Source organism: Streptomyces sp. BF23-19 (genome assembly GCF_041106355.1).
In the GTDB taxonomy this organism is placed as follows: Bacteria; Actinomycetota; Actinomycetes; order Streptomycetales; family Streptomycetaceae; genus Streptomyces; species Streptomyces virginiae_A.
The window spans coordinates 14,775-27,560 of the sequence record NZ_JBGBPT010000009.1 but is presented as its reverse complement, the minus strand read 5'-3'; the positions used below and the strand labels follow the sequence as shown (position 1 = coordinate 27,560).

General features: G+C 73.7%; 13 protein-coding genes. 9 read left to right on the top strand and 4 right to left on the bottom strand.

Annotated elements, in window-relative coordinates; translation table 11 throughout:
• Positions 1-17 precede the first annotated feature (17 nt).
• Complete coding sequence (locus tag AB8A24_RS07740; protein WP_369475203.1) at positions 18-500, bottom strand: metal-dependent phosphohydrolase; 483 nt, start codon at positions 498-500, stop codon at positions 18-20.
• 329 nt (positions 501-829) lie between these two features.
• On the opposite strand from AB8A24_RS07740, the gene AB8A24_RS07735 reads away from it, so the two are divergent.
• Positions 830-1,003: a hypothetical protein gene (locus AB8A24_RS07735; RefSeq protein WP_162498480.1), complete on the top strand. Its 174-nt coding sequence runs from the start codon at positions 830-832 to the stop codon at positions 1,001-1,003.
• 180 nt (positions 1,004-1,183) lie between these two features.
• Positions 1,184-2,167: an NAD-dependent epimerase/dehydratase family protein gene (locus AB8A24_RS07730; protein ID WP_328960607.1), complete on the top strand. Its 984-nt coding sequence runs from the start codon at positions 1,184-1,186 to the stop codon at positions 2,165-2,167.
• Here AB8A24_RS07730 and AB8A24_RS07725 read toward each other — a convergent pair.
• Genes AB8A24_RS07725 through AB8A24_RS07715 form a run of 3 tightly spaced genes read right to left on the bottom strand, consistent with a single transcriptional unit; the run spans position 2,153 to position 5,090 of the window.
• Positions 2,153-3,592 carry a lipase maturation factor family protein gene (locus tag AB8A24_RS07725; RefSeq protein ID WP_328960606.1) on the bottom strand — a complete coding sequence of 480 codons (1,440 nt, stop codon included), beginning with the start codon at positions 3,590-3,592 and terminating at the stop codon, positions 2,153-2,155. The genes AB8A24_RS07730 and AB8A24_RS07725 overlap by 15 nt on opposite strands.
• A gap of 20 nt (positions 3,593-3,612) precedes the next feature.
• Positions 3,613-4,146: a DUF1990 domain-containing protein gene (locus AB8A24_RS07720; RefSeq protein ID WP_328960605.1), complete on the bottom strand. Its 534-nt coding sequence runs from the start codon at positions 4,144-4,146 to the stop codon at positions 3,613-3,615.
• Positions 4,143-5,090: a YndJ family protein gene (locus AB8A24_RS07715; RefSeq protein ID WP_328960604.1), complete on the bottom strand. Its 948-nt coding sequence runs from the start codon at positions 5,088-5,090 to the stop codon at positions 4,143-4,145. The genes AB8A24_RS07720 and AB8A24_RS07715 overlap by 4 nt, the downstream gene beginning before the upstream one ends.
• 162 nt (positions 5,091-5,252) lie before the next feature.
• Here AB8A24_RS07715 and AB8A24_RS07710 point away from each other — a divergent pair, with 162 nt between their 5' ends.
• From AB8A24_RS07710 to AB8A24_RS07680, 7 genes are all read left to right on the top strand, one after another.
• Positions 5,253-6,563 (top strand): DUF6777 domain-containing protein, encoded by a 1,311-nt coding sequence (locus AB8A24_RS07710; RefSeq protein WP_369475202.1) that lies wholly within the window; start codon positions 5,253-5,255, stop codon positions 6,561-6,563.
• 7 nt (positions 6,564-6,570) lie between these two features.
• On the top strand, positions 6,571-8,634 hold the full coding sequence (locus tag AB8A24_RS07705) for a SpoIIE family protein phosphatase (RefSeq protein WP_328960602.1): 2,064 nt from the start codon (positions 6,571-6,573) through the stop codon (positions 8,632-8,634).
• Between the two features lie 103 nt (positions 8,635-8,737).
• Complete coding sequence (locus AB8A24_RS07700) at positions 8,738-9,394, top strand: class I SAM-dependent methyltransferase (protein ID WP_328960601.1); 657 nt, start codon at positions 8,738-8,740, stop codon at positions 9,392-9,394.
• A 118-nt stretch (positions 9,395-9,512) separates the two neighbouring features.
• A complete protein-coding gene (locus AB8A24_RS07695) occupies positions 9,513-10,766 on the top strand; it encodes a hypothetical protein (RefSeq protein ID WP_369475201.1) in 1,254 nt (417 codons plus the stop codon).
• Between the two features lie 20 nt (positions 10,767-10,786).
• On the top strand, positions 10,787-11,647 hold the full coding sequence (locus tag AB8A24_RS07690; RefSeq protein WP_328960599.1) for a DNA-formamidopyrimidine glycosylase family protein: 861 nt from the start codon (positions 10,787-10,789) through the stop codon (positions 11,645-11,647).
• A 26-nt stretch (positions 11,648-11,673) separates the two neighbouring features.
• The gene (locus tag AB8A24_RS07685; protein ID WP_328960598.1) at positions 11,674-12,087 is read left to right on the top strand and encodes a hypothetical protein; all 414 of its coding nucleotides are present in this window, start codon (positions 11,674-11,676) and stop codon (positions 12,085-12,087) included.
• Positions 12,088-12,241: 154 nt separating this feature from the next.
• Positions 12,242-12,721: a hypothetical protein gene (locus AB8A24_RS07680; protein ID WP_328960597.1), complete on the top strand. Its 480-nt coding sequence runs from the start codon at positions 12,242-12,244 to the stop codon at positions 12,719-12,721.
• The last annotated feature ends 65 nt before the right edge of the window (positions 12,722-12,786 follow it).

Genomic DNA, 12,786 nt, shown 5'->3' with positions numbered 1-12,786 from the left:
AGCCCGGAGCCCGGCTCCTACGAGGTCCTGTACGGCCCGCTCGACCCCCTCGGCGAACCGAGGGGGTCGCGTGCGTTCCCGGGGGACCCGGCCCGGCAGGCACCGGCCGCGACCAGCTCCAGCAGCGGCCGCCAGTCCTCCAGCACGCCCGCGTCCAGGCCGGCCGCGGCGGCCGAGTCCCGGGCCTGACACAGGGTGGCCACCGCCTCGGCCTCGGCGTCGTCGCCGGCGCGGCGGCCGGCGTGCGCGTCGGTGGGCCGGTGCGGCGCCTGCAGCCGTACCAGCCGGGCCACCCGCTCGCCCAGCAACGGGCGGATCGACTCCGCCGCCACTCCCACCGTAACCGCTCCGTCACTCAGACGGAGCAAACTTCCCAGGCAGTGCAACAAGCCCGCGATCTGCAGTTCCTTGTCGAAGGGGTGTGAGCGGCGCAACAGGGCCGCGGTGCGCAGGCCCCGGTCGTCGAGGTCGGCGCGCAACAGCTCCATCAGCTCCAGCACGCTTGTGACGTAAGGGACTTGAGCCTCGGGCACTTCGGACCTCGCCACCGCCGACCCCCTCCGTCACACCCCGCGCGTCCGGGGTCGAGCAGATCACCCGTCACGTACCCGCAGACCTACGACTTGCTGAACTGGGAGCGAAAGTAAGAGGGCGCAGCGGATTTTGCCTTCCTATCGAGCGGAGGTCCGCTCATATGTGTACTCTGGGGCATCAAGACGGCCCCCATCCGGGCCGCGCTCCACTAAGGCGCCACCGCGTCCGGAAACCTTTCATCCCTTGCCCGGCGCGCGGTCCGCTTGCCGGGTTACGCGACACAAAGGAGTGCGCGGTGACTGAGAAGACGAAGCCCGAACCGACGGCGATGGAGCGGACGGGAACGCGGGCGAAGCCCCGAACCGACGAACTCGGAAGCCTTGAGGTCTGGGCCCGATCCGCCCCGATCCGGCTGGCCGGGTACGAGGACGATCTGGCGGAGGCGCACATCCTGCCCGGTATCGACTAGTCCCCACAGCGGTGCCAAGCGCCCCCTCGTGCCCACGGGCACCGGGGGCGCTGCCCTGCCCGGACGTAAGGCCACCACGGCCGGCCCCGGTGAGGTTCCCCGCCCGGCTACGCCCTGAGCGTCATCGCCCACGGCGATCACCGCTTCCGCAGCCCCGCCCGCCCCGGCAGGCTGGCGGGCATGAAGCTGCTGATGCTGGGTGGTACCGAATTCGTCGGACGCGCGATCACCGAGGACGCCCTGACCCGGGGCTGGGAGGTGACCGTCTTCCACCGCGGACACCACACGCCCCCGCCGGGCACCTCCGCCCTCCACGGGGACCGCACCGCCCCGAGTGGGCTGGCGGCCCTCGGCACGGGGGAGTGGGACCTGGTCGTCGACACCTGGGGCGGCGCCCCCACGGCCGTACGCGACAGCAGCCGCCTGCTGCGCGACCGGGCAGCGCGGTACGCGTACGTCTCCAGCCGCTCGGTCTACGCGTACCCCGCCCCGGCCGGCCTCGCCGAGGACGCAACCCTGGTCGAGGGCTCGCCGGACGCCGGGTCGACCGACTACGCCGAGGACAAGCGGGGCGGCGAACTCGCCGCCCTCGACGCCTTCGGGGACCGCGCCCTGCTCGCACGCGCCGGGCTGATCCTCGGCCCCTACGAGAACGTCGGCCGCCTGCCGTGGTGGCTGGAGCGCACCGCCCGCGGCGGCCCGGTGCTCGCCCCGGGACCGCGCGAACTCCCGATCCAATACATCGACGTACGCGACCTCGCCCGCTGGACCCTGGACGCGGCCGAGGCGGGGCGCGCGGGCGCCTACAACCTGGTCTCCCCGTCCGGACACACCACGATGGGAGGGCTCCTCGAAGCCTGCGCCGCCACCACCGGGGGCGGCGCCGAACTGCGCTGGACCGACCCGGACCGGCTCCTGGCGGCGGGCGTGGAGCCCTGGACCGAGCTCCCCGTCTGGGTTCCCGAGGGCGAGGCCCACGACCACATGCACCGCGGGGACGTCTCCAAGGCGCTGGCCGCCGGCCTGACGTGCCGGCCCGTCGAGGAGACCGTGGCCGACACCTGGAGCTGGCTGCGCAGCCTCGGCGGGGCCGCCCCGTTGCGCCCCGACGTACCGGCCAAGGGCATCTCCGCGGAGCGGGAGGCCGCGCTACTCGGGCTCTGAGCGGTGCGCGTCCGCGAGGCGGGTCGGCGGGAGGTACTCGCGCACGAGCGTGCGGTGCCACCAGGCCCCCGTCTCGCGCCGCTCCCGCCGGGTGGTGAACCGGTAGCGGTAGAGCAGGGCACGGACATGAACGGGCGGGGCGTCCGGGAAGGGGTTGGCGCGCAGCAGCCGCAGCGTGTCCCGGTCACCCGCCAGCAGCCGCTCCACGAACGGCCCGAACCAGTCCCGCGCGTAGTCGGGGGAGATCGCGGCGAACCACATCAGCCAGTCCAGCCGCAGGTGGTAGGGGGCGAACTGGCGCGGGATCCGGTTCGGTTCACCCGGCTTGCCCTTGAAGCCGTACTCGCGCCAGTCCCCGTCCGCGCGCGGCACCCGGTCCGCGGTGCCCTCCACCGCCACCTCCATCCGGACCCGGCCGACCGAGCCGAAGGCCCCGTAGGTGTTGACCAGGTGCAGCGCGTCGAAGGAGCGGTTCATCACCTGGCGGCGCGAGACCATGTTGAGCACCGGGTGCCGGCTGAGGAACAGGACGAGCACGGTCACCGCGCACACCAGGACCACGAACCACACCGGACCGGTACGCGAGGCGGCCGCCGGGGGCGCGCCCACGAGGCCGGAGAAGTCCACGGCCGACACGGCCAGGGTGATCGTCAGCCAGTTCAGCCAGGCGAAATTGCCCGAGAGCACCAGCCACAGCTGCGTGGCGATGATGATCCCGGCGGCGTACGAGGCCACCGGCTGCGGGGTGAACAGCAGCACCGGGACGATCAGTTGGGTCACGTGGTTGGCCGCGCACTCCACCCGGTGCAGCGGTTTCGGCAGATGGTGGAAGAACCAGCTCAGCGGCCCGGCCATCGGCTGCGTCTCGTGGTGGAAGTACAGGCAGGTCAGCTTGCGCCAGCAGGGGTCCCCACGCATCTTGATCAGCCCGGCCCCGAATTCCACGCGGAAGAGGACCCAGCGCAGCAGCCACAGCACCAGCACGGGCGGACCGGCGCGCGCGTTGCCGAGGAAGACGGCGAGGAAGCCCACCTCCAGCAGCAGCGACTCCCAGCCGAAGGAGTACCAGGTCTGCCCCACGTTCACGATCGAGAGGTAGAGCAACCACAGCACGGCCCACATCGCCATGGCCGCGGCCAGGGGCACCTCGTCGCCGGCCCCCGCGGCCAGTGCCGCGGCGAGCGCCGCGCCGACCCCGGCGCAGCCTGCGAAGAGCCGGTCGGAGTAGCGCAGTTGGAACAGGCTCGGGGCGCGCCGGAAGGGCACGTACCGTACGTAGCGCGGTACGGGCGTCATGCCGTGCGCCCCGATCAGAGCCTTGAACTGCAGGGCGGCCCCGAGGAAGGCGACGAGGTAGACCCCGGCCAGGGCCCGCTGGAAGACCAGCCGGGCGAGCCAGTACCCGGGCGCCGTGAACCAGTCCATCGCCTCCAGTATCGGACCGGTCAGCCGGTGGCGGCCAGCTTGCGCAGGTGGTGACCGAGCAGGCGGGCGTAGCTCAGCTGGAGGAAGGGGACCACCGGCCCGGCGAGGCGGGTGTACCAGGCGTTCGGGCGGCTGAAGGCGGTGACCGTGAACCACACCGTGCCGTCCGGGTCCATGTCCACGATGAAGGACTCCTCGCCGCACTCCGGGTGCCCGGCCAGGGTTCCGTAGGCGAAACCGATGCGGGCGGGCTCGTACGCGGTCCAGATCACCTCGCACGGAGCGTCGACGCGCAGCGGCCCGAGGCCGATCCCCACGGTCACCCGGCCGCCGGGCCGGACCGCGCCGTCATCGGCCCGTACCCGCATGCCCGAGGTGCGGTGGGCGTGGAAGGTGGTGACCGCGGTTCCGGCGGCCTCGAAGACGGCCCGGCCGTGTCCGAGCCGGGTGCGGTGGTGCAGGTGGTTGTAGCCGGCGGGCAGCGGCCGGTGGGCCGTCGCGCCCCGGTCGGGGTAGTTGACGGTGTCCCGGCCGGCGCTGATGAGGCGGGTCATGGCGAGAGCTCCACTCGGTCGGAGGTGGTACGTGGTCGAGGCGCGGGGCGGTCGCCGGGTCGGCGGTCCGGACGGTCCGCCGTTCGGACCTGGGCGGTGCGGGCTTCGGCGGTGCGGGTTTCGGCGGTCAGCCGGCGCCAGGCGAGTACCGAGCACAGGGCGAACCCGAGGGCGTTGCCGAGGCCGTGGGTGGCGGCCATCCAGGTCAGGGTGGGGTGCGTGATCCCGGCGGCCTCGCCGGCCGCCCACCACAGGGCGAGCAGCATGGTGGCCACGAGCACGGCCGCCGAGGTGGCGAGCAGGGTCCGCGTGGTCCGGTCCGGGCCGGCGGGCCGGATCTCCCGCCAGGTGAGCAGGGCCACCGCCCACATTCCGCCGGTCAGGACCACCGCGCCCAGCAGCTCGGCCCAGTCGTCGACGAAGTAGCCGAGGAGGACGAGCAGGGTGCCCGCGGGGACGCTGCAGGCGGCCCGGCGCGCGAGGCCGCCGGTCCCGGCGCGGCCGTCCACGGCGCGGCACACCAGCCCGGCGACCAGGGCCGCGGTGAACCCGGCGAAGTGGAAGTGGGGCACGGTCAGCGCCAGGATGTCGAGGTCGAAGCCGAAGAGCCGGTACCCGGCACGCTCGCAGACCAGGGCGGTGGCGGCGATCGACGGCGAGACCAGCGCGGTGGCGACGGCGATCGCGGGCGGGGTGAGGGAACGGGCGCGCAGCAGCCGGATCGGGGCCCGGGCGGCGAGCGTCAGGCAGGCCGCCGCATACAGCGCGGCGAGCGCGGTGGCGGGCAGTCCGCGGGGCAGCCACAGGCACAGCGCACCGGGTACGGCCGCGAGCGGCCAGAGGCGGGCCGTGCGCAGGAGGTGGACCGGGTCGATGAGCCGCAGGCCGGCCGGGACGACGTAGAGCATGCCCAGGGTGACGATCACGTTCACCAGTGCCGTCACCCTGGACTCCCCCCAACGCTGCGGTCAACGCCTTGAACGCGTTCAACTCACGGTGGTGAGCCTACGACGTTCCTTGAACATGTTCAAGGAACGCTCCGGTTGCGGCTCCTGCGCGGATGCGGCAGACAGGAGGGAGCAATCGGGGCGAACAGGGAGATTCAAGTGAACGGATCGTCACTTCCGACACCACGTCAGGCGTCGCGTCGTCATGCACCCGCCGGAGCCGCCCTCTTCGCCCTCCTCGGCCTGCTCGCCGCGGCGTGCGGCAGCGCGGAGGAGCCGAAGGGCGCACCCGGAGCCGAGAGCCAGGAGGTCTACCTCCAGCCCGTGGCCTCCGCCGGCCCCGACCCCTTCACCGCCTCCTCGGCCACCGCCGAGTCCGCCCCCGTACAGCCCCCGCTGCCCAACGCGACCGGCCAGGGCATCCGCACCGTCAACGCGGCCACCCCCGGCCTGTACGGAGGCACCCAGCGGCTCGGCAGCTGCGACGTGGAACAGCAGGTCGCCTTCCTGACCGCGGACAAGGACAAGTCCCGCGCCTTCGCCGAGGCCTCGAACATCGAAGAGGAGAAGATCCCCGACTTCCTGCGCGGCCTGACGCCCGTCGTCCTGCGCGCCGACACCCGGGTCACCAACCACGCCTTCCGCGACGGCGCCGCCGACGGCTTCCAGTCCGTCCTCCAGGCCGGCACCGCCGTCCTCGTGGACGAGCACGGCATGCCCCGGGTCCGCTGCGGCTGCGGAAACCCGCTGGCCTCCCCGCGCACCGCCAAGGGGTCGCCGCAGCACAAGGGCGACCCGTGGAGCGGCTACCAGGCCAACCAGGTCGTCGTCATCGAACCCACCGCCCACGTGATCAACAGTTTGGTGATCGTCAACATCGCCGACAACACCTGGATCGAGCGCAAGCGGGGTGACGACGGAGCGCAGGACCGGCCCCCGAAGGCGCTGCCCCCGTACGACCCGTCCGCCGGTATCCCGGACGGGCCCGTCACCCCGCCCGGGGCCGCGTCCGGCGACCCCTGCCCGCCGAACCAGGCCGCACCAGTCGCACCGGCCGCCCCGGCCTCGCCGAACGCCCCGGCGGCGCCGACGCCCGGGGCGACGGACTGCGCACAGGACCCGCAGGCCGCGCAGAACGCGCCCGGCGGGAACCAGCCCCAGAACCCGGGCACGCAGTCGAACCCGTCCACCCGGCCGCGGCAGCCGGAACAGCCGCAGCAGCCGCCGTCCGCCAATCCCTGGGACGGCACCACCGACATGCCGCCGCCGGCCCCCGGCGAGCAGACGCTTCCCCTGGATCCCGACGGATCGGCCGCGCTGCCCGGTGACCTCGTGGATCCGTACGACCCGAACAGCGGGTCCGACCCCAACGCTCCTTACGACCCGAACGCGAGCGATCCCCACGCGGTCCCGGACCCGGCCCTGCGGCCGCAGTCCTCCGACGGGAGCTCTCCGCTGGAGAGCGCCTGACCGGCCCGTGTGTCATGGTGGATCGGTGCCGACCACCGTATCGCTGCCGGACGACTGGCCCGCACACCCGGACCGGTCGCTCTCGCTGAACCGCATGGGCAGTTTCGACTGGGACCTGGTCACCGGTCTCATGCACATGGACGAAGCCGCCCTCGACGTCTTCGACACGACTCCCGACGAGTACGACGGCCGGCCGGAGTCGCTCGACCCGCGCGTTCCCGCCACCGAGGCGACCCGGCTGGACGCCCTCGTCTCCTCCGCCCTGAAGAGCCGCGAGGACAGCTACGGCGCCTACTTCCGTATCCGCTGCCACGACGGGCGGCTGCGCTGGACGCACACCCAGGGCCGCGTCATGCGCAACCAGGACGGCCGCCCGTACCGGATCATCGGCATCGTCCGGGACGCCACCGACGAGCTCAGCCACTCGGCGGAGCGGCTCGGCCTGGACGAGGAGCGGCGCCGCCAGACCTCGGTGGTCGAGTCCACCACCGCCGCCCTCGCGCACGCCCGCACCGTGCGGGACGTCATCGACGTCATCGGCGACGCCCACGGACTGGAACGGCTCGGCTCGATGGGCATGGTGATGGGCCTCGTCGAAGCCGGCCGGATCCACCTGGTCGCCGAGGGCCCGGAGGACAGTTTCGTCCCCGGCACCCGCTACACCCGGATCGACGAGCAGTACCCGATGAGCGAGGTCGTCCGCTCGCTGGAGCCGCGCTTCCTCGACTCGGCGCAGGAATTCGCCCGGGACTACCCCGGGCTCTGGGCGAGGATCTCGTACATGCGGATCTCGGCCGCCGCCTACCTGCCGCTCATCGCCCAGGCCCGGCCGATCGGCGCGATCGGACTGCTCTACCAGGACAAGGACGGCTTCACCCAGGAGGAGCGCAACCTGCTCGTCGCCCTCGGCAGCAGCATCGCGCAGAGCCTCCAGCGGGCCATGCTGCTGGAGCAGGAGCACGACCTGGCCGAGGGCCTCCAGCAGGCCATGCTGCCGCGGCGGATCCCCTCGGTGGCCGGTGGGGAGATCGCCGTACGCTACCGCTCCGCCCGGATGGGCCAGGACATCGGCGGCGACTGGTACGACGTCATCCCGCTGCCGGGCGGCCGGGTCGGCGCGGTCATCGGCGACGTCCAGGGCCACGACACGCACGCGGCGGCCGTCATGGGCCAACTGCGGATCGTGCTGCGCGCGTACGCCGCCGAGGGCCACTCGCCGGGCACGGTCATGGCCCGCGCCTCCGTCTTCCTGCACGAGCTGGACACCGACAGGTTCGCGACCTGCACGTACGTGGAGGCCGACCTCGCTACGGGCGTCCTCCAGGTGGTCCGGGCGGGCCACATCGACCCACTGCTGCGGACCCGCGACGGGGACTGCCACCGGCTCCCGGTGGCGGGCGGGATGCCGCTGGGCCTCTCGGCGGAGTTCGGCCGCCTGGAGTACCCGGTGACCACGGTGGAGCTGGACCCGGGAGAAACGATCCTGCTGTGCACCGACGGCCTCGTGGAACAGCCTGGCGCCGACCTCGACGACGGAATCCAGCTCCTGACCTCCCACATCCGCCGCGGACCGGCCGACCTGCCGCTCCTGGCGGACCTGCTGTGCGAGATCGTCGACGAACGGGGCGGGGACGACGACATGGCGCTGCTCCTGCTGCGCCGCCACGTGGTCGCCGCCCAGGAAGGCGGCGGCCGCCTCCAGCAGCACGTGGCACCGGGCGACCCGGAGGCCCTGGTGGCCGCCCGGCACATGATCGGGGCGGCGGTACGGGCCTGGGGCGCGCGGGAGCGCGCCGACGAGATCGAACTGGTCGCGGACGAGCTGATCGTGAACGCCCTGATGCACACGGACGGCCCGGCGATCGTGACCCTACGGGTCCTGGCGGGCCCCCAGCGTCGCCTCCGGGTGGAGGTCGAGGACCGCTCCAGCGCACTGCCGCGGCGCCGCGAGGCGGGGGAGTCGGGCGTCTCGGGGCGGGGCCTGATGCTGGTGGACCGCTTGGCGGACGTCTGGGGCGTGGAGCCGCGGGGCGGCGGCAAATGCGTGTGGTGCGAGTTCGTGATGGGCTGAGCCGTCCGGCCCCACCCGGCCCCGCCCGGCCCCGCCCGGTCCCGCCCGGCCCCACCCCGCCCTGTCCGGCCCGTTGTCGGTGGCCTCCGGCAGGATCACCGTCATGTCCGAACCCACCCACGCCATCACCGAGTACTGGGACGCCGCCGCGGCCGCGTTCGACGACGAGCCGGACCACGGCCTACGCCAGGAGCACACCCGTGCCGCGTGGTCCCGGCTGCTGAGATCCTGGCTGCCCGGCGGGCCCGCCGACGTCCTCGACGTCGGCTGCGGCACCGGCTCGCTGTCCCTGCTGCTGGCCGAGGCCGGGCACCGGGTCACCGGGGTGGACCTCGCGCCCCGGATGGTGGAGCGGGCCGAGGCCAAACTCGCGGCCGCGGGCCTGGCGGGACGGTTCCTCGTCGGCGACGCCGCGGACCCGCCGACCGGGCAGGAGCGGTACGACGTCCTGCTCTGCCGCCACCTGTTGTGGACCCTGCCCGATCCCGGGGCCGCGCTCCGCGCCTGGGTCGCGCGGCTCGGCCCGGCAGGACGGCTGGTTCTCGTCGAGGGGCGGTGGCGGGAAGCCGGCGAGAGCGGCGTCCCCTATGTCGCCGGAGCCGAATCGCTCCCCTGGTACGGCGGGATCACCGCCGAGGACCTGGCCGCAGCGGTCCGGCCCCTGGTGTCCGACCTGCGCATCGAACCGCTCAGCGGCGAAGCCGAGTTGTGGGGCGGCCCCGTCGGCGACGAGCGCTACGCGCTGATCGCCCGGACCTGACCCGGGCGGCGGGGTCGGGCGGCGGGGTCGGGCCGCGGGGCCGGCGGACCGGCCCCGCGGTCACCGGCCCGGGAAAGTCCGTTGCGGGACCGGCGCGGCTCCGTGAGGATCGGGGGCGATGACCAACGCCATAGATGAAGTACGCCGATTCCTCAAGAAGGACGATCTGCCCGGAGCGGTACGGTCGCTGCGGCCGCACGCCGAGACGGCATCGATCGCCGAACTCGCCAAGGCCACCCGGGCCCTGGCCGACGCCGCCGGGTTCAAGGACCTGGCCGGCGCCGCCAAGGCCGCCGCCAAGCGGCCCGGCGAGCCCCAGGCCCTCTACGACTTCGGCTACGCCTGCGTCGAGCGCGGCATAGCCTTCCTCGCCGTCGCACCCCTGCGCGAGGGACTCCGGCTGCTCCCCGACTCGCGGGCACTCCTCGCCGAGCTGGTGTCCGCCCTGGAGGACGAGAACCGGCACGCCGAAGTGGTCGACCTGCTCTCGGGCCGCGGCCCGGGGCTGCCCGCCTGGCCCGAGACGTACCTCCTCGTGCACCACACCCTGCTGGCCGGGGACCTGGACACCGCCGCGCGCATCGGCGGCGCCCTCCCCGCCCCCGACGACCCGCAGTGGTCCGGCGCCCACACCCGCCAGACGCTCCGGCTGCACCGCACCGGCCAGGCGCGCCGGGCCCAGAGCGCGACCGGCCATGCCGATCCGCTGGGCCGCACCGACCTGCGCGGCTGGCACTACGGCCTGACCGGCGGACTCCTGGGCACCCTCTCCGGGTACGGCTGGGACGCCGGGATGACCGGCCGGTTCGCCTACCTCGGGGACACCCACGAGACGTGCCGCCGCGGCCTGGCCCGCCTGGCACTCGCCCTGGAGGCCGCCGGGCGCCGCCCCGGCACGGTCTCAACTCTGCCCGGCCGGTCCGACCGGATCCTCGGGCTCGCCGCCGCGCAGGTGCTCGGGCTGCCCGCCGTACCGTACGAGCCGACACGCACGGACACCCTCGTCGTCGCCTACGACCTGAACGCGACCGACCCGGACCTCCTGCGTACCCTGCACGCGCGCGCCGACGGCCAGATCCTGTCCGAGCACGCCACCTGCTGGACCGATCCGCCCGCGGTGAGCGCGGACTTCAGCACGCTGCTGTGCCAGTTCGTGGCCCCGCCGTGGAAGGACGACGAGAGGCCCGAGGAGGAGATCGCCCAGGACGTCGCGCGGGCCGCCGCCGGTCCGGACGGGGGCGACGGTGCCACCCCGCCCGATCCGGACGAGGCCTTCCGGGCCTTCGTGACCGCCGTCCGCGACGGCTGGCTCACCTCGCCCCGCGACCGCGTCGCCTCGCCAGGCCCGGTGCCCAGCTCGCGCTTCGCCTGAGGCGGCGGCAGGCTGGGACCATGCCGGAGCTGCCCGAGGTCGAGGCCCTGCGGGAATACCTCGACGAGCACCTCACCGGGCGGGTGGTCGAGCGCGTCCTCCCACTCGCGGTGAGCGTGCTCAAGACCTACGACCCGCCGCTGACCGCCCTCGAAGGGCAGCGGGCCGGCGCCACCGCCCGGTACGGCAAGTTCCTGGCCCTGCCGGTCGGCGAGCTCCACCTCGTCACGCACCTGGCCCGAGCCGGTTGGCTGCGCTGGCAGGACACCCTGCCCGCGCAGCCGCCGCGCCCCGGCAAGGGCCCGCTCGCACTGCGCGTCTCCCTCGTCGGCGGCGGAGGCTTCGACCTCACCGAGGCCGGTACGCAAAAACGCCTCGCCGTGTACGTGGTCCACGACCCGCAGGAGGTACCCGGCATCGCCCGCCTCGGCCCCGATCCGCTCGCCGAGGGCTTCGACCGGGACGCCTTCGCCGCGCTGCTCGCGGGGGAGCGGCGCCAGATCAAGGGCGTGCTGCGGGACCAGAGCGTGATCGCGGGAATCGGCAACGCCTACAGCGACGAGATCCTGCACGCCGCCAAGGTCTCGCCGTTCAAGCTCGCCGCCTCCTTCACGGAGGAGCAGGTCACCCAGCTCCACGAGGCCGTGCGGAGCACCCTGGGCGAGGCCGTCGGCCGGGCCCACGGGGTGGCCGCGGGAAAACTCAAGGCGGAGAAGAAGAGCGGCCTGCGGGTGCACGGCCGGGCCGGTGAACCGTGCCCGGTGTGCGGGGACACCGTACGCTCGGTGTCCTTCGCCGACTCCTCGCTGGAGTACTGCCCCACCTGCCAGACCGGCGGTAAGCCCCTCGCCGATCGGCGGCTCTCGCGCCTCCTCAAATAGCCGGTCGCCGCATAGACTCCGGCACCATGGCCGAGGAGCAGCAGCAGTCGCCGCCCCGGCGCGAGATCGTCACCGGGGTCCCCCGGGGCGCCCGTCGCCGGCCGCCCGCGCACACCCCGGCCCGCTCGGAGATCTCCGAGCAGACCACCCTCGGGGCCACCTACGTCAGGGCCCTGATGCGCAGCCAACTGCGCGTGGCTCTCGGGTCGTTGGCTGGGCTCGTGGCGCTGATCGGAACCCTGCCGCTGGTGTTCGCGCTCTCGCGCGACGCGTCGGGGCCGCTGGTCTGGGTGGCGCTCGGCGTACTGGTGTACCCGGTGATGTGGCTCATCGCCCGGTGGTATGTGACCCGGGCGGAGCGCAACGAGGCCGATTTCACCGGCCTGGTGATGGACCCGGCCGACACCCTCCCCAGGCCGTCCCTTCCGGATCTTGCCTGATCCTCCCCCACGGGCGCCCCTCCGCCTTGCGATGCACGGCACCGGACGACGCGGGCTCGACCGGCAAGATCCGAAAGAGACGACCTGGGCCGTTCCTCGGCGTCCCGCCCCGTACGCTCATGAGCGCGGATAGAACGAGGGGGCGGGCGGGGACATGGGCAGTGATCAGAGGCGCGCGGCGGTGCGGGCGCTCGGCGCGCTCGCGCGCAGCGACGACTGGCGCGACCGGGCGGATGCCGGGCACGGCCTGGCGGCGTTCGCCGAGATGCCGGAGGCGGTCGGGCCGCTGCTCGAGCTCGTGGCGGGCGACACCCTCATCACCCGGCACACCGTCCAGAGCCTGTTGCGGCGTATGGACAGGGCCGGACTGTCGGTCGTCGCGTCCGCGACGGCGGTGGCAGACGCGCAGCACAGCGACTGGATCCACACGGCCGTCCTCGACGTCTTCGGCATCTACGCCACGGAGCGGGACGAGGCACTGAGCGTCTGTGAGGGGCTGACGCGGGACGCCGACGCGCGTATCGCCGAGGGGGCCCGCCGGCTGCTCGCGGACCTGGCGGCGATCGATCCCGTCCTGCACCCCGTGCGGCAGGGTGAGACCAGCGGCCAGGGTTCTGTCCGGCGGATCATGTGACTTCTCCATGTCGGGCCCGTCGTGCCCGGCAGGGGGCGGGGCGATGTGACGAACGAGGCCGAACG

What these genes read in the sequence shown, in the direction of transcription:
- AB8A24_RS07725 (WP_328960606.1), bottom strand. Translation starts at nt 3,592, where the DNA reads ATGGACTGGTTCACGGCGCCCGGGTACTGGCTCGCCCGGCTGGTCTTC.
- AB8A24_RS07690 (WP_328960599.1), top strand. Translation starts at nt 10,787, where the DNA reads ATGCCGGAGCTGCCCGAGGTCGAGGCCCTGCGGGAATACCTCGACGAG.
- AB8A24_RS07685 (WP_328960598.1), top strand. Translation starts at nt 11,674, where the DNA reads ATGGCCGAGGAGCAGCAGCAGTCGCCGCCCCGGCGCGAGATCGTCACC.
- AB8A24_RS07720 (WP_328960605.1), bottom strand. Translation starts at nt 4,146, where the DNA reads ATGACCCGCCTCATCAGCGCCGGCCGGGACACCGTCAACTACCCCGAC.
- AB8A24_RS07680 (WP_328960597.1), top strand. Translation starts at nt 12,242, where the DNA reads ATGGGCAGTGATCAGAGGCGCGCGGCGGTGCGGGCGCTCGGCGCGCTC.
- AB8A24_RS07730 (WP_328960607.1), top strand. Translation starts at nt 1,184, where the DNA reads ATGAAGCTGCTGATGCTGGGTGGTACCGAATTCGTCGGACGCGCGATC.
- AB8A24_RS07695 (WP_369475201.1), top strand. Translation starts at nt 9,513, where the DNA reads ATGACCAACGCCATAGATGAAGTACGCCGATTCCTCAAGAAGGACGAT.
- AB8A24_RS07700 (WP_328960601.1), top strand. Translation starts at nt 8,738, where the DNA reads ATGTCCGAACCCACCCACGCCATCACCGAGTACTGGGACGCCGCCGCG.